Source organism: Sulfitobacter dubius (genome assembly GCF_900113435.1).
Lineage (GTDB): Bacteria > Pseudomonadota > Alphaproteobacteria > Rhodobacterales > Rhodobacteraceae > Sulfitobacter > Sulfitobacter dubius.
The window spans coordinates 621,380-639,373 of the sequence record NZ_FOPG01000001.1 but is presented as its reverse complement, the minus strand read 5'-3'; the positions used below and the strand labels follow the sequence as shown (position 1 = coordinate 639,373).

Here is a 17,994-nt window from a genome sequence, read left to right as displayed (position 1 = left end):
ATTTTCAACTGGGGTTCAGCTATTCAGATGGTTCCAGACCTCGCTCATGACGACCGACCCTTCGCCCACCGATGACGCCACTCGCTTGACCGAGCCGGACCGCACGTCTCCAACTGCAAAAATGCCGTGGGTCGATGTTTCAAACGGCGATCGGCCACCGGTTTCGGTGCCTGTCAGAACAAAGCCCTTATCGTCCAACGCGACGTGCCCGGCCAGCCAATCTGTATTGGGCGCAGCCCCCGCCATGATGAAAACTGTGCGGCTGTCATAGCGATGATCCGTGCTGTCGGGTTTGTTTTTCACTGTCACTGCAGATAGCTTGTCATCGCCATGCAGGTCGGAAATTTCGGCTTGGTAATGGATCGTGATCCGTGGATCGGCCTCAAGGCGGGACGACAGATAATCCGACATAGACGCGGCAAGGCTGCCGGAGCGCACCAGAAGATGCACATGCGCAGCTGTGCGGCTGAGGAACATGGCCGCTTGCCCCGCGGAATTGCCGCCGCCTACAACGATGGCATCCGAGTTGCGGCAAAACCGAGCTTCCATTTCTGTGGCGGCATAATAAACGCCGACGCCTTCGAATTCTTCCAGTCGCGGGATCGGCAGCTTGCGATACTGAACACCCGTAGCCACCACAATTGACCGTGCGCAGAGTTCGCGTCCGTTTGAACAGGTCGCATAAAAGCGGTCGTCGCGATAGGCTAATGCCTCGATCCGCAATGGCATGGCAAATCGGGTGCCGAATTTCATCGCCTGGACTTCGCCGCGCCACACAAGGTCTCCACCTGAAATTCCCGTTGGAAACCCCATGTAGTTTTCGATCCGGCTGGACGTGCCTGCCTGTCCACCGATGGCGATATCTTCTGCGACGACGGCAGATAGTCCCTCGGCACCAGCATAAACCCCTGCGGCTACGCCCGCAGGCCCGCCCCCGACAATCAGGACATCGACCACTTCGCCGTTCGGAATCACCAGCTCAAGCCCCAACGTCCGAGCGAGCTTTTCCGGCGTCGGATCGTAGATCACCTCACCGCCAAAGATCACCGCAGGGCCACAACCTTGTAGATCACAGCCTGTGCGTTCCGCGTCGGCCTCGGCACTATCAAGATCAATAAGCTGTGCCGCGATCCGGTTGCGCTGTGCAAAGACGGCGATCTTCTGAATATCCTTGTCAACATCCGCGCCGATCAACTTGAGCTCGGTTTGTCCATGCTCGATGTTTCCGCGGCGTCGCGCCGCAAAAACGGTCAGGATAATATCGCTTATCTCGGGGATGCGGGACATCAGTTTTATCAGCTCGGTATTCGTAACGACGATCACCGTGGAGTCTTCACACGCCCTCATCTGGATCATTGACACCGCACCGGACAGCGTCCCGATTTCACCGGTAAATTGGGATGGCCCCATCGTCGCCGCGATTGTTCGCTCCTGCGTAATCGGATGCACAACCTCTATCTCCCCGCTTTCAATATAAAGCAATTCCTCCAGCGGATCACCGGGTCGAATGATCGTGTCGCCTGCGGCATAGGTCCGTATCGTTCCAACCTGTCGCAGCGCTTCGATATGCTCCGCATGCAAGGGCGTTCGCTGCATTTGGTCAAGATCGTTAGCAAAGCTTTCCATGCTTGGCGTCCTTTTAGCTAATCGGCGGATGCATTTTAAGCATCGTAGGTCCCTTGGGCAGAATAGACGCAAGATGGGCAGACGCTAATGAAACTTATATTTTTTCGTGCGTGACAGGCTTGTCTCCTCCTGTGCGACGACAGTTGCCAGTCCAAAATTAGATGTTAGGTTCACCCCGCGCCAAAGCTTCGAAGTGTAGTCGGAGACAGCGATTCCGCAGCGCCGTCCGGCGAACAGGGCTATTCTTTTCTATAGCTGTTCTATGGATGTTTATACCTCTATGGAACAGCTGTGCGGCATCTAACCCCCGTCCCACATTCGGGCAGCCTGAACCGTCCGAATGTGTCGCTTTCATTAGGGGTAATCCAGTCTTAGAACGGGGCGAAATTGTCAAATTCTTCCGTTGGTACGGACCACCTGTCTTTGGCCGAGATTTGCGGCGTCGGGGTGCCGCCATGCGGAATTTGTCCGTGTTGACCATACAGCCACAGAACAAAGTTATAGCGTTCGCCTTCAGTGATCGGCTCGGACGCGTGGGGGACGCTGCCGTGGTGGATCAGAGCCGTACCGGGTTCAAACGTAAGTTTTTCAACGCGGCGTGAAACCGGATCAATGAAGCTGACGGCCGAACCGGAGTACCCTTCGCCGGGCAGGTTCAGGTTGATATTCAATGTCACCGCAGAGGCATCCGAATGAGGGCGCAGGGACGTATCTTTGCTGGCCTGCCACCGGATAGAGAACCCGAAGGTCTGTCTGTCGTAACCCACGACGTCAGGAAATAGCAGACGAGACACAGGCCGCATGTAGGCGTCCATCATCTCGCGGTAGAAGCCCTGAAACCCGGGCGCGGCCAGATACCCTTCGGAGCGCGGGTCAAGCATGGCACCACCACGGTTCAGCACGATCCCGTAAGGGGGGCGCAATGGGATGTCCGCATCTGCAACGCCGTCAAGGTATTCACGCAGGGCCGCAAGGCGTTCGACATCAAAGAATTGCGCGCGATAGACGCCGGGGAACACTTCTTCCCACAGGTCCTTGACCGCACCTTCGGCTGTCGGATCTACCCAAGCTTGTTCCACAGCCGCGCGCAGTTTCGGATCGAAAATAGAGCTGTCGAGCTGAGGCAGTTTAGCCTCGTTCTCCGTCTGCCATTCTGACCAAGCGCGTTCAAACAGATCGCGGTTCTGGTTCCAGAATTGTTGGACAGAGAACTCGCGGTTAAGCATTTGTTCCCGGCTTGGGCGCGCAATGGCACGGGCTTGTTGAAGAGATGAAAGGGTCATTTAGGGGCATCCTTCTTATGTTGGAGCAGGTTTGATAAGCAACACTTATTGATCTCTCTCAGCTTGATAAACGGGCGTATTTTGTAATCAAAATTCGGTTAATGGATATAATCTTCAGTTCGGGTTGGGACGCAGTTTTTCTTCAAAATCCTATTTCGGAAAAACGAATGGCGCGGCGAGCCGAAGCCCGCCGCGCCATGCCGAACGCGCCTTGTGGTGCGTTATACGTCCACGACCACCTTGCCGATTGCCTTGCCGCTGGCAAGCCGGTCATAGGCTGCACCGACCTCTTCAAGGGTAAACTGGGGCTCATCCACGACCGGTTTCAATGCGCCGCTATCAACCAGCTTTGCCAGTTCGGCCAAGATTGCACCGTGGTCTGCGCGGTCTTTGTCATGCAACATCGGGATCAGCATGAATACGACATGCAGTGAGGCACCCTTCAGGTGGGCGGGGGACAGGTCAAGCTCTGCCAGCGCGAGGGTGGTGGCCACGTGGCCGTTCAGGGCGACCGCGTTGAATGAGTTCGTCAGGTTGCCAGCGCCGACTGTATCCAGCACCGCATCAAAACCTGTGCCGCCTGTGTGTTTGGCGACGTAGTCCTCGACGGACTCCGCTTTGAAATCGATCGCTTCGGCACCAAGGGCTCGCACAACAGATAGGCGTTCATCGCCGCTATCGGTGGCATAGACATCTGCGCCGAACTCACGCGCCAATTGCACGCCGATGTGCCCGACACCGCCAGACCCGCCATGGACAAGCACCTTCTGGCCTTTGCCAACGCCAGCGCGCTTGAGCCCCTCATAAGCGGTGATCCCGACCAGCGGGATCGCGGCCGCTTCGCGCATGGATAGGGATTTCGGCTTTTTCGCGATCAGCCGTGCATCAGCCGGCATGTATTCCGCCAGAGCGCCCTGAAGGTTGGCCAGACCACCGGCGCAGCCATATACTTCGTCGCCCACGGCGAAACCGGTCACACCCTCGCCGACTTCTTCAATCGTGCCAGCAAAATCCATGCCCAAAACAGCAGGTGTAGCGGGGGCAAAACCAAGGTCCGTGCCCATATTGCGGATCATCATGTCGATTGTGTTGATACTGGTTGCTTGAACGCGAACAATCACATGACCGGTGTCTGCGGTTGGTTTGGGCAGCTCGGTCAATGCAAAGGGGGAGTTGGGTCCGTATTCGGAGAGGGCCATGGTTTTCATCGGGTTTTCCTTTCGATGTGTTTGTTGACACAGAACTAACACGTCTGAATACTTGGGTAATCGGTGCAATTCGGAGTTCAGTTTTCGGATTCTGAAGGTAATGCTGTCATCTGCGCGTGGACGGCGACCAAACAGAAAGAACCGCACCGTGAATACTGGCGCGGTTCTTGAGTAGTGACCTCGGAGAGAAAATCTAATTGATGTCTTGAACCTTCATGACCAGATCGCCCCAATTGCGCTGGTTCTCGATGTCGTGCTCAAGCCCTTGTTCGTCAGCCACTGTGAAACGCTTGATGGCCGGGGTTTTGCTGGTCGCTTGATAAAGCCAATAGGCCTCTGCCTTCAGGGCTTCTTCAATCGGTTTGTCGATAGATTCGTAAACCATCTGCTTACAGGCGTTAATCGAAGCTGCGGGAAATTTGGAAATGCGCTGCGCCAGCGCGTCAACGTAGGGGCCGATCTCATCGGGCTCGAGCGCCTTGTTGATTGTGCCGAACCGTTCCGCATCATCTGCGTCATAATCATTTGCGCTAAGGATAATTTCCAACGCTTTGCCCAAACCGGTTTGACGGGCCATACGAGACGCGCCGCCTCCACAGGGCAGAATGCCCATGCCCACTTCCATTTGCATAAACTTGTACTTGCCACGCGCGGCGAACCGCATGTCGAGCGCCAGTGCCAGTTCATGGCCGCCGCCACGTGCAAACCCTTCCAGCTTCGCAATGGTCGCTTGCGGCACCCTGCTAATCCGTTCGCATACCATTTGTAGGTCAAGCAATACCGCGTTTTCGCGCGAAACGGCTTCGATCGCCATATCTTTAAGAAGCTCCGTGTCGTAATGCGCCACCCAGATTTCGGGGTGCGCCGACTGGAAGATTACAACTTTTGTATCGCGGTCCCGCTCAAGCCGCATGGCAAGGCTGTTCAGGTCTGCGAGCATCTCTTGTCCCTGGATGTTGACCGTTCCATAATCGAACGTCACGGTAGCGATGGCATCTTTGACATCGACGCTAAACGTTGTGAAATTCTCGTACTTCATAGCATCTCTCCGTTGTGGTGCCCTGTTTTGCGCAGGGCTTGAGTTGTGAGCCGAAGCTCTTTTTCGTCCCCCTATGATGAGATGATCCAAATCTTGGATAAACGGGGGTGAAATGAGCTACAGAATTCGGATTTTGAATATAAATTGCATAACGGCTTTAATGCTGAGTCGATGTCCGTCTTTCTTCGACGCGCAGACCAATTCCTGCTCAAGGTGCACCACACTCTGGCTCAATGTGTCTCAAACTGTCTCATGATGAGACAGTTTGCGCGATCAAGCCCCGCGTGGGCGTCAGCACCGTTGTTTTGCGGCCTAACAGGATCAATCCTCACCATAGCGTTAATGCGGCAGGGAGAGGCCGCGCACATGGGAGGAGGAATTCATGTCACCAACACGCGAAGAACAGCATTGGATGTATCGCAATATGGTCACGAGCCGGAGGTTCGAAGAGGCCATTGCGAAGATCTATTTCGAGGGAAAATCACCGGCGTTCAACATGGCCAATGGGCCAATTCCCGGTGAAATGCACCTGTCCGACGGGCAGGAGCCAGTGGCGGTGGGGGTTTGTGCGCACCTGACTCCCGAGGATGTGGTCACAGCCACCCACCGTCCACATCATCAGGCCATCGCCAAAGGCGTCGATCTGGATAAAATGGCCGCCGAGATCTTCGGTAAAAAAACCGGCTTATCCGGTGGTCGTGGCGGACACATGCATCTGTTTGATGACAATGTGAACTTTGCCTGCTCCGGTATTATCGCGCAGGGTATGGGCCCCGCCGTGGGGGCGGCGCTCAGCCGCAAGATGCAAGGCAAGCCGGGCGTCGCCGTGGCTTTCGTTGGGGAAGGCGCGGTGAACCAGGGCGGCTGGCACGAGGCGATGAACCTCGCTGCCGTTTGGAACCTGCCCTTTATCTGCGTGGTCGAGGATAACGGCTGGGGCATTTCTGTCGCCAAAGAAACCGCCAGCAGCATCGGCAGCCATGCAGACCGCGCGGCGGCTTATGGCATCCCCGGCAAACGGATTGAGGGCAACGACCCCTATGCCATCTTTGAAGCAGCAGGCGAGGCGATTGCCCGAGCACGAGCGGGTGAAGGCCCATCGCTGCTGGAATGTGAAACCTACCGTTTAGCGGGCCACTTTATGGGGGACGCTGAAGCCTACCGCCCCGAAGGGGAAAAGGACGCGCTGTTTGAAAAAGATCCGATCCCGAAAATGAGGGAAAGATTGCTCGCCGAAGGTACTGCCAGCGAGGCGGACTTGGACACGATCGAGGAAGAATCTGCTGCGCGCGTTGATGCCGCGATCAAGTTCGCCCGCGAAAGCGATGATGCAGCCCCCGAAGATGCGCTGACGCGCGTGTTCGCAGCATAAACGGGAGGGAGAGACATGACCAAATCGAACGAGAGAAAACTGACCATCGCCCGCGCTATGGCCGAAGCCACCGCACAGGAAATGCGCATCGATCCCTCCGTCTTTGTGATGGGCGAGGACATCGGCCCTCTGGGTGGCGTCTATGGCAACACCCGTGGGTTAATCGAGGAATTCGGGGCGGAACGCATCCGCGACACACCGATTTCGGAAACTGCCTTTATCGGTGCCGCTGTTGGTGCGGCGCAGGATGGCATGCGTCCGGTGGTCGAACTGATGTTCGTCGACTTCTTTGGCGTCTGCTTTGATGCGATCTACAATTTGATGGCCAAGAACATCTATTTCTCCGGCGGCAACGTGAAAGTGCCAATGGTTCTGATGACCTCAACCGGTGGTGGCTATTCCGACGGCGGCCAGCATTCGCAGTGTCTGTACGGCACCTTTGCTCACCTGCCCGGAATGAAGGTTGTGGCCCCATCCAATGCCTATGACGCCAAAGGGTTGATGACGGCCGCCATGCGCGACGACAGTCCGGTGGTTTACATGTACCACAAGGGGCTACAGGGCATGGGTTGGCTTGGCACCGAGGCGGGGGCGACCGTGCATGTGCCGGAAGAGCCTTACACGCTGGAAATCGGCAAGGCCAAGGTCGTGCGCGAGGGCAAGGACGTGTCGATCGTCAGTGTCGGAATGGGCGTTCACAACGCGCTGAAGGCGGCAAAAAAGCTTGAAGAACAAGGTGTCAGCGCCGAAGTCGTCGATCTTGTCAGCCTTGTCCCACTGGACCGTGACACCATCCGCGCCAGCGTCGCCAAGACCGGCAGGCTGATCGTCGTCGACGAGGATTATATGAGCTATGGTCTGTCCGGCGAAATCATCGCCTCCGTGACCGAGCATGATATCTCGGTTCTCAAGGCCGCGCCAAAACGCGTTGCCTTCCCCGATGTGCCGATCCCATTCGCGCGGGTGATGGAGCAGTTCTGCCTGCCCAACCCTGACAAGATCGTCGCTGCCTGGGACGAGATGCAAGCGGCCTAAGCCAAACCAAAACCAACAAATCACTAATCAACGGGGTCGCATGCAGCGCGACCCCGAACAGGAAAGGACACTTCAAATGGCAACAGATATCGTCATCCCATCCGACCTCTGGGAAGAGGACGAAGAAACAGTGATCACCGGCTGGCTTGCTGATGATGGCGCGACCGTCGAAGAAGGCGCGTTGGTGGTCGAGATTATGACCGCCAAAGTGCAATACGAGATTAACGCACCAGCCTCTGGCACCCTGCGGATCAAGGAAGAGGCCGATGCCGTTGTGCCCAAGGGCGCCGTCATCGGGTCGGTCGAATGACCAAGGTCGTCCCTCTCAAAGGCGTGCGCGGCATGATCGCGGATGCCATGACCAAAAGCTTAGCGACGGCCGCGCAGCTGACCCACCACGGCAGCGCCGATGCGAAGGCGCTGATGGCAGAAAAAACCCGTCTGGGCGCGGCAGGTACCAAGATATCTGTTGAGGATCTGTTGATGCTGGCCGTGGTGCGCGCCCTGAAAAAGAACCCCGACGCAAACGGGCGTGTCGAGGGGCGCGAGGTGCATCTGTCTGATGCGGTTGACCTGTCGGTGGCTATCGCCTTGCCTGGCAATCTGTTGGTCGCCCCTGCCATGTTCGGTGCCGATGCGATGGATGTAACCGAATTGCGTGCGGCGCGGCAGGATCTGGCCGCACGGGCAAAGGTTAACAAGCTGACCGTGACAGAAATGACCGGCGGCACATTCACCGTCTCCAACCTCGGTCTGACGCGGGTGGAACATTTCACGCCGATCATCAACGCGGGGCAAATCTGCATCCTTGGTATTGGGCGCATTACGGATCGCGCGGTACGGGGCGAGGATGGTGGGATCGAGTTGCGCCCCCATGTGGGCCTGTCGCTGACCTTTGATCATCGCGCGCTTGATGGTGCACCAGCGGGTGATCTGCTGACTTCCATCTGCGAAGAGATCGAAAGGATGGCGGTGTGAACGCACCTCTCACATATGTGGAGGGCGTGGCCGAGGGGCTTGCCCTTGAGGCAGCGGCCTTCGCGGCGCAAGGCGCTGTAACTTGTCTCTGGAGCCCACGCCGCCGCGCGCTTGTCTGTCCCGCAAGCCTGAGGCTCAAGCCCGGATTTGAAACGGCGAAGCGTAATTCAGCCACGCGCGGCTGGCCGTTGCATCTGCGCCCCACGGGCGGCGGCGCGGTCCCCCAAGGGCCGGGGGTGTTAAACCTCGCGCTGGCGTTTACCGCTGATCGGACGTTCTCCATCGAGGATGGTTACCGCCTGATCACACGGATCATTCAGAATGCAATCCCCGCCGGTTGGGCGACGGGTGCGACCCCGAACAGCTTTTGTGACGGGGCGTGGAACCTGTCCCTGAAGGGCCGCAAAGTAGTTGGCACGGCACAGCGCATACGCCCTGTTGGCAACGGGCAGCGCCGCATTCTGGCGCATGCGCTGATTTTGGTGGAGGGCGATCTGGCCGCCGGGGCCGCAGCCGTCGATGCGTTTCACCGCGACCTTTCCCTTGGCCCAATCGACGCGGGTGTTCACACGACGTTGGACAGGGCCATCCCGTCGCAGCGTGATCCGATGAACACATTGGCCGCATCACTCAATGAAATAGCACAGCGCGTTATTCTGCGCGCAACACAGCATTTAGGTCGCCGAGCGGCCTGAACCCAAACCCGCGTGAACAACAAGGGTAAAAGAAACCAAAGAGGAGGAACCAATCCATGACAGCCTATTCAGTTCTGGCCGTGACACCCACCGACGACAGCTGGATACCCGGCTATATCGAGCCGGTCGGCAAGATCATCGCCAAACATGGCGGCAAGTATATTGCGCGCACAACCAGCCACGAACAGGTCGAGGGGGAAGACCAGCCCGCAGCCCTGCGCGTGATCCTTGAATGGCCGGATGCGCAAGCCGCCCGCGATTTCGTGAATGATCCTGACTACGCGCCCTATCTTGAGGCCCGCCACAAGGGATCGACCAGCGTTCATTTCATCATCGACGGCAAGGACGAGCTTGCCTGAGAACCTTAAGATACCCAGCGGTGTCCTTGCGAGTTCCGCTACTGCCGACGGCCTGTGAGGACGCCAAGAAAAGTCAAATAAACCCACAATGTGATTGTGATCTGCACAGTATCACGCCTCGCACGCGAGGTTCGGCGAAATGACGGAACAACGCGCTCTGGTCGCCTTTGACAGGCGGTCCATATTTAGGCGACGTTGGGCCGGCCTGCTTCAGGTCGGCCGCCGGATCTCGTACATTATCAGTTTCCGGTTAATCGTTGCGCGCCCCATGCCAAGTACGCGAGCAGCTTCGCTGACATTCCACCGGCTGTTTGCGAGCGCATCAAGGATCATGCTGCGTTCGTCATAGGCGGTTACCGGATTGGCGGGTACAATGGCGCAAACCGGTTCCGATATCGCAGAGGTCAGAGGAGCGCCAACACAGGCTTGTTGCAAATCAAGCAGGTTGATCCGGTTGTCCTGTGCCGTTGCCAATGCGTTTTGAAGCGCGCCGCGCATTTCGCGGACATTGCCATGGAACGGTAGGCGACAAAGCGCATCTTTGGCCTCGGCACTGAAGGTGACGTTGCAACCGGTCAGCTGCGCGCACAGGGCCTGTGCCAGAACCTCGGGATGTTCACGCCTTCGGAGGGGGGGCAGGAAGACCTTTGAGCCTGTTAGAAGATACAATAGGTCGTCTCTGAAATGCCCTGCATTGACGGCGCCTATCAAAGGTTTGCGGCTGGTGGAAACCACACGCAGGCACCTGTCCTGGCCAAGGTCTTCCCCTTGGTGGCGGTGCTCTTCCTGTTCATTCAAGAAACGTCGCAGCTCTGCCTGCGAAGCGCCCGGCAACTCGTCCACATTGTCAAACACCAAGGTAGCGCGGACGCCCTTGCCATAGGACATTCTTGAAACGACGCGGGCTTGCTCAATGACCCTGCGCAAATGGTCTGTGTCGGCGTCACAGTCGCTAAGCGTCGCACAATCCAGATCGAAAACCGGTGCGTCAGGGGCATCGGTTTGCAGCAACGCGGCCACAAGCGCGGATTTCCCGGTTCCGGTTTCGCCTTCCAGATGCAGCATGGCTGTGTCTTCCAACATGGTTCGCGCACGGCGACAGGCGGCAGCCATGCTATGACTTCCGGTCGCCAACTGCTGTAGCGATGGTGGCAAGCGCCGTTTGCGCGCAGGGCCGGGCGGCAGCGGCTTGGACACCCGTTGGGGTGCGGCGGTCTTCGGCAAAGCAACCGTCAGGTTCACGGCGGCCCCATGATTGGCTGGAATCGAAAGTACCCTCTCGGGCACATTCACCAGCCGATTGCTGTCGACGTGAAAGATCGCCTCGAACGCCTGACCTCTCAGCGATGCAGCGTTTGCACCGTCAATGCAGGCGGAAACGGTCGAAGTGGCACCGATAATCATCCCTGCCTCGTTCACGGCGACCAGTGCATCTTCGGATAGGACGTGATCACGCCCCACACGCGAGACCGTCACAAGCATCGCGTCGTTGAATTCCTGTTCAAACAGGTTGCGCTGAATGCGATGCGCGGTCTTTGCCAACAGCTGCTGCCCAAACAGATAATCGGCGCGATTGCCCCGATCGACAGAGACAAGATTGATTGCACCAATCATCCCCCCGCTGGCATCCAGCACCGGAACGCCGGTACAGGCGAACTGTCTGAGCGTCGAAAAGTAATGATCCGCACCGCGCACAGTGATTGCGTGCCCCGTCCGCAAGGCCATGGATACGCCGTTTGTACCGGCCACGCGTTCGTCCCAACATGACCCAAGGGCGATGCCGTTCCATCCGTCAGAGCCACTCGTCGCCCCGCTATGCTCAATCCGAACAGAGACGCCATCGGCGTCGGTGACAACCAGACAATGACCGATTTCGCCCGCGACCGAAGCGAGATGTTGAAAGAAGCCCTGCCTGCCGCCGGTGCTCTCGACAATCTGTTCAAGTCGGGGGGCAACTTCGGAGGATTGGAGGCGCATGATAGGCCGCCCGGTATCGTGCCGCAGGTTATACTGCCGCGCACAACGGTCCCAGGACGCGGCAATCGCATCCGTTTGATTTGAGGTAATGAAACCTCTCATCACGTCTCCTCCCGACTCTTATCTTAATGCGCAATCACCTTGATCGGCAAACGTTTTGGGACGCCTTAAGCGCCAGCCAGCTCGCGAATAGCCGCCATCAGTTGCGCGATATGTGCGCGGTCGGCGGCTGCGGGATGAGGCCGTGCGATGCGTCCGGCATCGTTGTCGTAATACTGCCCCGAGGCGTTGGCGAATTCCTCAGACATTGCCGCACGGCGCAGGATGTCAGCCCCGATGCGCAGGTCATTGCCCGCCATTCCATAGGATTCCTTGACCATTTTTGTGGCAAGGAGAGACCCCGGGTTGACCGAGATAAACATCGGCCCGTCGGGGTGTTCGCGCGCCAATTCCTGCGACCAGATTGTCAACGCCAGCTTGCTTTGCGCGTAGGCTTCATTGTGGCCAAGCTGTTGCTCACCGCGCATGGCCTTGATGTTGACGGGCGCTTGTGCTGCTGAGGAAAGGCTCACCACGCGACCGTCTTTTGGGATGATCGGCAGCAGTCCAACGGTCAAAGCCCAAGGCGCGATTGCGTTGACCATGAAACGCACGTCCAGCCCGCTGTCCGTCTGTGTGTTGGGAACCTTCAGAACACCGGCATTGTTGATCAACACATCCAGGGTGTCATGTTTGGCACGGACATCTGCCACCAAGGCGTTAACATCCTCCAGCAACGAAAGGTCAGCGCGGTAGGTTTCCGGATTGCCCCCGACCTCGTGTGCCGCGGCTTCCAACTTGTCCGCGCTGCGGCCGTGCAACAGGACGTTGTGGCCGTCAGCAGTCAGCGTCTTGGCAGTCAAAAGGCCGATCCCGTCCGTCGCGCCGGTGATAAGAATTGTCTTGGTCATGTGAATGTCTCCTCAGTTGTGCAAGGCGCGGGTGGGCGCTCTCTAATAGCGAACCAACGTACGGCTCTCGATGCTTTGGCGGGGCGTCGTGACTGTCGGGTCCTCGATCAGATCAATCGCACTGTGGCCAACGCAGGGGCGGCCGGAATTGTCGTAGATGTTGAAAAACGCGACCTCGTCAGGCGTCATCCGTGAGCGGTAAACCCATTCGTGCGCGTCGTCTTTTGCCAACCCCATCACCTGGCCTTTGCGATCGGGGTAGATCAAGTCAATCACGATCCAATCTGCGTCTCTGACCGTCGACGGCCGAATGAAGCCAAGAGGTGCAGAATTGATCGGGTTCGCGAGCGGGCGCCAGACGTTGATAAAGGCATAATGACCCTGCGCCCATTCATCGGCCTGTCCAGGGCCAAGAATATCCACAAGACGCCTTTCCGCACCCTCGCGGCTATAATCGCTGTGGACGTGGCGGGCCGGGCGGCGCTTGGCCTGCGGATCATCGATGCGCACTGTATGATCAAAGGTGATCACCTCTTTTGCGCCAACTTCCTGTTTCAATAGATCGGCCAGTTCGGCATCATATTGGCTTTGCCAATTGCCACCTTTGAAATCCAATATAGCCGTTGGGGAGTTGGCATAAGCAAAGCCATCCTCTGCAAAATCCGTGGCGGCCTCGCAGTTCCGTTGATCCTTCACTGCGATTTTGGCTGCGGAAAACTCCGGCTCGATGAGGTTGCCAGCAATGCCATCCACATCAATTTCGAACGCCTGCCGAAACGGCTTGTGGACGTGATAATTTACGGTTCCGGTCAGTGTCATCAGAGACTCCTTTCCATCATGATCGGGCCAGTCTGCTCGGCGGATTACCGCAAAAGCCTTGAGTTGATGTCATCCTTATGATGCGAATTTATATCTTGTGCTTCGCGCAATAAACTGCCGAGAGTGGAGTTCACTTTCTTGATTTTGGGTATAATAGATGGACACCGATCACCTGCGATTGTTCGTAATGGCAGCAGAGCGGCTCAATATCAGCGCTGCGGGTCGTGAACTTGGCCTTGCACCTGCCGTGGCAAGCGCCCGCCTCGCCAAGTTGGAAACCGAGCTTGGGGTGGAGCTGCTACGCCGCACCACCCGCAAGGTTTCATTGTCACTGGAAGGGGCGGATTTTCTACCCTATGCTCGCGAAATTCTCGCGCAGTCAGAGGCCGCACAGGCGGCACTTGGTGGCACGGATGTCGGCCCGAAAGGCACGTTGCGCTTTGCGGCGCCCAGCAGTTTCGCACAGTTGCACATCATGCCACTCTTGCCCGAATTCCAAACCCTTTTCCCCGATTTGACGCTGGACCTGCGCCTGTCGGATACCAGCTTTGATGCCATCGAAGGCAGTTTTGATTTGGCCCTTAGAAGTGCCCCACTGGCGGACAGCAGCTTGAAGGGTCGGAAGCTGTCGGATGACACCCGTGTTTTGTGTGCATCGCCAAGCTATCTGGAAACCCACGGTACGCCCACGCACCCATCCGACTTGTCGAGTCACCGTTTCATTGCATGGTCCAACCTTGAACCACGGGAATTGCTTAGCACCGAGGGTGAAATTGCAAAGCTTGATCCGCAAGCCATGACATGCCGCACAATCGTCGATGACGGCGACGCGCAGCGCGAGGCGACGGTATCAGGGGTCGGAATTGCAATCAGTTCGCTGTGGAACATCGAACACGAAATCGCGGCAGGACGCCTGGTCCGTGTGCTTCCGGAATGGTCCTTGAACGAAGCGACGGTCCTTTGGCTGGTCTATCCCCGCTCCAATGTTTTGACTCCCAAAACAAGGATATTCATTGATTTCCTGATCAAACGGTTGGGAAACCGATCTGGTTGGTCGATATGATACCAAGCCTCTTCGAGGCATGGCTTCAATCTTCAAACTCGCAGGTGTTTCGGTGCACTTGCAGTTCCGGTGTGTTGGGTATTCAGAGCACATTTCGGGGGCAAAACGTCCTATTCGTCACTGCAACAAATATCGCGCATTTACTCGGAATAGGGGAAGTTTCATGTGACGATGTAGCGTGACCTTAAAGCTTCAACTTAGTTCTCAGATAACGGTTGCGTTCTGGGGGTAGCGCCAATGCGCTGGTCGATCCCACGGAGGGTGCTCAAAGGTTTCTGCGACAAATTGGCTGTTTCTGGTGCAGGCTTTGCCATCGCGATACAATCGAAGCCCTTGGTACCCACGGTCGCAGCGAATGTCTCCCTTGAATGGCCGCACCGCAGCATACGTATTGCGTGTTGAGAGTCCGGTTGGGGCCGGAAGCGTCGTTTGGATCGTCAAATTCCCGTGGAGCCCGACCCGGCGGCGACTTCTTCTTGATCTCGTCGCGACCAAGCATACCCGATACAAAACTGCTCGAACTTTATTTGCATCACCCTGTGCTCTTTCAGGAGCGGCGTGATGTGACGTGGTGCCCGTGCCGCTGTGCCTGGGGAAGGTAAGTGCGGCTCTACCCCCCGGCGTGGTCACGCACTCTAAACATGGGATAGAGGTCATAGAAGGCGACCAGAGGGGGCATAGTCGGCGCACTCGGAAGGTGGAAAAGGTGTCATAGTATGACGCTTTTCACTATTCGAAGCATCGCGAGAAGCGGGCTCACTACGCCCTGAGATCGCATTTTTACGAGCTTTATCAGTGGTATAGTGGCGGAGAGACAGGGATTCGAACCCTGGGAACCCGTGAAGGCTCAACGGTTTTCGAGACCGCCCCGTTCGACCACTCCGGCACCTCTCCGCGGGGGTCTGGGTGGCCCGTTTAGTCGCCTTTTCAGGCAGTGGCAAGAGGGGTTTTGCGCATCAACTGAAAGTTATTGAATTTTCGTTGCGCCGGGGTTGGGAAGGCCTAAGTTTAGGGTTACAATTCTCCGAAAGGACAGCCCGTGTTCCGTCAAAATCGTCTGATTATCGCCCCCTTCGTTATGGCATTCATTGCGCTGATCGCGTTTGCCCACCCATTGCGCGCAGCTGATCGCGGTGCGCTGGAGCGGTTTTTGGAAGTGACCGGCTTTGACGTCGCGTTGGATAGTATCCGGCTTTCTGCCGATTCCGCACCCGAGATGCTGGGACTTCAGACCGAGGATTTTGGATCGGAATGGTCACGGCTGGTTGGGGATGTGTTCGACACCGAGCTGATGCATGACATGGCGATGGACATATTGGCCGAAACGCTGAGCGACGATCTGTTGGATCACGCCGCCAGCTTTTACGCGAGCGATCTGGGCACGCGTTTGGTCGACGTAGAAAATAAAGCGCATATGACAGAGGATGACGGGCTGAAGGCCGAAAGCGGCGCAGCCATCATTGCGGGGCTAGAGCAGATTGATTCACCTCGGTTAGAGACCTTGCGGCGGTTAAATGTTGCCAGCGATGTTGAGGAAATATCCGTTCGGGCCATTCAGGAGGTGCAGATACGGTTCCTACTCGCCGCTGCCGGTGCCGGGGTGATCGAATTGCAGATGGAAGAACCTGACTTGCGCGAGGTGATGCGCGCACAGGCGGATGACTTAGGCGCTCAGATTGCCGCGAATGCGCTGGCCAATGCCGCCTATACCTATCAATCCTTTTCGGACGACGATCTTGCGGCCTATGCCGATGCGCTGGAGCATCCGAAGATGCAGCAAGTTTATACCCTGATGAATGCTGTTCAATATGAGATCATGGCCAACCGTTTCGAGGCCGTAGCCGCTCGCCTTGCGGCGATGCAACCCAGTCAGGATATCTGATGCGCGCATGGATTTCTGTCCCGCTTCTGTGGCTTGTGGCTCTGCCCGCTTGGGCCGACGCGCGGATGACCGTTCTCGTCGATCTGTTGGAGCTGCGCGAAGCGGCAGCGATCCTAAGCGATGAGGGGCAGGCCCATGCGGAAACGTTGAACCAAGACATGCTAGGCGGGCAGGGCGGTCCGGGTTGGGAGTTGCAGGTTGAGAGCATCCATGACCCCGAGCGGATGGTAGAGGCCGTGCGCCGCGCGCTCGAAGAAACGATGAGCCCTTCCGCGGTAGAGGACGCAATCGACTTTTACACTACAGAGCTCGGCGGCCGGATCGTCGCATTGGAAAATGCCGCCCGCGCCGCCATTGCGGAGCGTGAAGTCGAGCAGATCGCGCGGGCAAACTATGGGGTACTGGCTGGGGAAAATGACCCACGGCTTGCTTTGATCCGCCGCTTGATTACATCTGCCGATATGGTCGACCGCAACGTTAGCACGGCGCTTAATAGCAATTTTCAGTTTCTACGCGGTATGCGCGACGGCGGCGCGCTCGAAGACAGCGACGAAGACCTGCTCTCTGAAATTGGCGGTGACCTTGATGCGGTGACCGAGGACACCTCTGTTTGGGCACATGCCTACATGCTGCTGGCCTATCACCCCTTGAGCGACGCCGAGATTCAACGCTATGCCGCATTTTCCGAAACCGATGCAGGGGGTGCCCTGAATCGCGCACTTTTCGACGGTTTTGGCCACGCATATGAGGACATCTCTTACGCATTGGGCCGTGCTGTGGCATTGAACATGGTGGCTGAGAACCTCTGACAGCTTTGCTGATCCAGCGATAGAAAACCTGCTTGACTTACCCAGCCATTCCGAAGATAAGCCCGCATCCCGGCGGTTAATCCGTCTTAGGGATTGATTTTTAATGACGCCCCATGGGCGCGCTGTTCGAGGCGGATCGGCAGGAAAGCCATTCCACAACTCCCAAGCGGGGGCCACAGAACGCGGATGACAGAAAAGGAAGACGCATGTTTGCGGTCATCAAGACAGGCGGCAAGCAATACAAAGTGCAATCCGGCGATATGCTGCGGGTTGAACGTATTGCGGCCAATGCTGGCGAAACAGTCCAGTTCAACGAAGTTCTGATGCTCGGCGGCGACAGCCCTGTGCTCGGCGCGCCTATGGTTAAAGATGCAGGCGTTCAGGCCGAAGTCGTTGACCAGATCAAAGGCGAGAAGGTTATCAACTTCGTCAAGCGTCGCCGGAAGCACTCTTCCAAGCGTACCAAAGGTCACCGTCAGAAACTGACCCTGATCAAGATCACCGATATCCTCGCCTCTGGTGCAGAGAAGTCGGGCGTTGCTGCTGCCATCGGTACCGGCTCCGTAAGCGCTGCCGCTGTTGCCGCGATCACCGGCAAGTCTGATGACGCTGCGAAGCCGGCCAAAACCAAGAAGGCCGCCGCACCCAAAGCGAAGGCTGAAAAAACCGCGCCTAAGGCCAAGAAGGCCGACGCGGGTTCTGACGACTTGAAAGAGCTGAGCGGCGTTGGCCCGGCACTTGAGAAGAAGCTGCACGAAGCGGGGGTCACATCCTTTGCGCAGATCGCAGCATGGACCGAAGCGGATATCGCTGAAGTTGACGAGAAACTGTCTTTCAAAGGCCGTATCCAGCGTGAAGGCTGGGTCGATCAGGCCAAAGAAAAGACCAAAGGCTAAGGA

General features: G+C 57.3%; 17 protein-coding genes and 1 tRNA gene. 10 read left to right on the top strand and 8 right to left on the bottom strand.

Annotated elements, in window-relative coordinates:
• Positions 1-15: 15 nt before the first annotated feature.
• The 4 genes from BM229_RS03155 to BM229_RS03140 all read right to left on the bottom strand — a co-directional run bounded on the left by BM229_RS03155 (position 16) and on the right by BM229_RS03140 (position 5,246).
• A complete protein-coding gene (locus BM229_RS03155; protein WP_093926219.1) occupies positions 16-1,626 on the bottom strand; it encodes an FAD-dependent oxidoreductase in 1,611 nt (536 codons plus the stop codon).
• A gap of 371 nt (positions 1,627-1,997) precedes the next feature.
• Entirely contained in the window at positions 1,998-2,909 is a 912-nt protein-coding gene (locus BM229_RS03150) for a 2OG-Fe(II) oxygenase family protein (RefSeq protein ID WP_093926218.1), read from the bottom strand.
• 221 nt (positions 2,910-3,130) lie between these two features.
• Positions 3,131-4,117, bottom strand: coding sequence for a zinc-dependent alcohol dehydrogenase family protein (locus tag BM229_RS03145; protein ID WP_064216748.1), 987 nt, complete (start codon positions 4,115-4,117; stop codon positions 3,131-3,133).
• Between the two features lie 193 nt (positions 4,118-4,310).
• Positions 4,311-5,246 (bottom strand): enoyl-CoA hydratase/isomerase family protein, encoded by a 936-nt coding sequence (locus tag BM229_RS03140; protein ID WP_244152096.1) that lies wholly within the window; start codon positions 5,244-5,246, stop codon positions 4,311-4,313.
• A gap of 292 nt (positions 5,247-5,538) precedes the next feature.
• Here BM229_RS03140 and BM229_RS03135 point away from each other — a divergent pair, with 292 nt between their 5' ends.
• The 6 genes from BM229_RS03135 (at position 5,539) to BM229_RS03110 (ending at position 9,595) form a co-directional block, all read left to right on the top strand.
• On the top strand, positions 5,539-6,528 hold the full coding sequence (locus BM229_RS03135; protein ID WP_244152095.1) for a thiamine pyrophosphate-dependent dehydrogenase E1 component subunit alpha: 990 nt from the start codon (positions 5,539-5,541) through the stop codon (positions 6,526-6,528).
• A gap of 15 nt (positions 6,529-6,543) precedes the next feature.
• Positions 6,544-7,563, top strand: a complete 1,020-nt coding sequence (locus BM229_RS03130; protein WP_064216749.1) for an alpha-ketoacid dehydrogenase subunit beta — start codon at positions 6,544-6,546, stop codon at positions 7,561-7,563.
• Between the two features lie 76 nt (positions 7,564-7,639).
• Positions 7,640-7,873 carry a biotin/lipoyl-containing protein gene (locus tag BM229_RS03125; RefSeq protein WP_005851830.1) on the top strand — a complete coding sequence of 78 codons (234 nt, stop codon included), beginning with the start codon at positions 7,640-7,642 and terminating at the stop codon, positions 7,871-7,873.
• A complete protein-coding gene (locus BM229_RS03120; RefSeq protein ID WP_064216750.1) occupies positions 7,870-8,541 on the top strand; it encodes a 2-oxo acid dehydrogenase subunit E2 in 672 nt (223 codons plus the stop codon). The genes BM229_RS03125 and BM229_RS03120 overlap by 4 nt, the downstream gene beginning before the upstream one ends.
• Entirely contained in the window at positions 8,538-9,236 is a 699-nt protein-coding gene (locus tag BM229_RS03115) for a lipoyl protein ligase domain-containing protein (protein WP_093926216.1), read from the top strand. The genes BM229_RS03120 and BM229_RS03115 overlap by 4 nt, the downstream gene beginning before the upstream one ends.
• A gap of 56 nt (positions 9,237-9,292) precedes the next feature.
• Positions 9,293-9,595 carry a DUF1330 domain-containing protein gene (locus tag BM229_RS03110; protein WP_064216752.1) on the top strand — a complete coding sequence of 101 codons (303 nt, stop codon included), beginning with the start codon at positions 9,293-9,295 and terminating at the stop codon, positions 9,593-9,595.
• A gap of 210 nt (positions 9,596-9,805) precedes the next feature.
• Here BM229_RS03110 and BM229_RS03105 read toward each other — a convergent pair whose 3' ends face one another.
• The 3 genes from BM229_RS03105 to BM229_RS03095 all read right to left on the bottom strand — a co-directional run bounded on the left by BM229_RS03105 (position 9,806) and on the right by BM229_RS03095 (position 13,341).
• On the bottom strand, positions 9,806-11,674 hold the full coding sequence (locus BM229_RS03105) for a sigma-54-dependent Fis family transcriptional regulator (RefSeq protein ID WP_093926215.1): 1,869 nt from the start codon (positions 11,672-11,674) through the stop codon (positions 9,806-9,808).
• Between the two features lie 65 nt (positions 11,675-11,739).
• Complete coding sequence (locus BM229_RS03100; RefSeq protein ID WP_093926214.1) at positions 11,740-12,522, bottom strand: SDR family NAD(P)-dependent oxidoreductase; 783 nt, start codon at positions 12,520-12,522, stop codon at positions 11,740-11,742.
• Positions 12,523-12,564: 42 nt separating this feature from the next.
• The gene (locus BM229_RS03095; protein WP_093926213.1) at positions 12,565-13,341 is read right to left on the bottom strand and encodes a CmcJ/NvfI family oxidoreductase; all 777 of its coding nucleotides are present in this window, start codon (positions 13,339-13,341) and stop codon (positions 12,565-12,567) included.
• 157 nt (positions 13,342-13,498) lie between these two features.
• Between BM229_RS03095 and BM229_RS03090 the strand changes: the two genes are divergently transcribed.
• Complete coding sequence (locus BM229_RS03090; RefSeq protein ID WP_064216756.1) at positions 13,499-14,404, top strand: LysR family transcriptional regulator; 906 nt, start codon at positions 13,499-13,501, stop codon at positions 14,402-14,404.
• Between the two features lie 804 nt (positions 14,405-15,208).
• Here the strand turns inward: BM229_RS03090 and BM229_RS03085 are convergent.
• Positions 15,209-15,298: transfer RNA gene (locus BM229_RS03085), tRNA-Ser, on the bottom strand.
• 184 nt (positions 15,299-15,482) lie between these two features.
• Between BM229_RS03085 and BM229_RS03080 the strand changes: the two genes are divergently transcribed.
• From BM229_RS03080 to BM229_RS03070, 3 genes are all read left to right on the top strand, one after another.
• Entirely contained in the window at positions 15,483-16,286 is an 804-nt protein-coding gene (locus tag BM229_RS03080; protein ID WP_093927193.1) for a DUF2059 domain-containing protein, read from the top strand.
• The gene (locus BM229_RS03075) at positions 16,286-17,095 is read left to right on the top strand and encodes a DUF2059 domain-containing protein (RefSeq protein WP_093926212.1); all 810 of its coding nucleotides are present in this window, start codon (positions 16,286-16,288) and stop codon (positions 17,093-17,095) included. Before BM229_RS03080 ends, BM229_RS03075 begins: the two co-directional genes overlap by 1 nt.
• 206 nt (positions 17,096-17,301) lie before the next feature.
• Positions 17,302-17,991, top strand: coding sequence for a 50S ribosomal protein L21 (locus tag BM229_RS03070; protein WP_093926211.1), 690 nt, complete (start codon positions 17,302-17,304; stop codon positions 17,989-17,991).
• Positions 17,992-17,994: the final 3 nt, after the last annotated feature.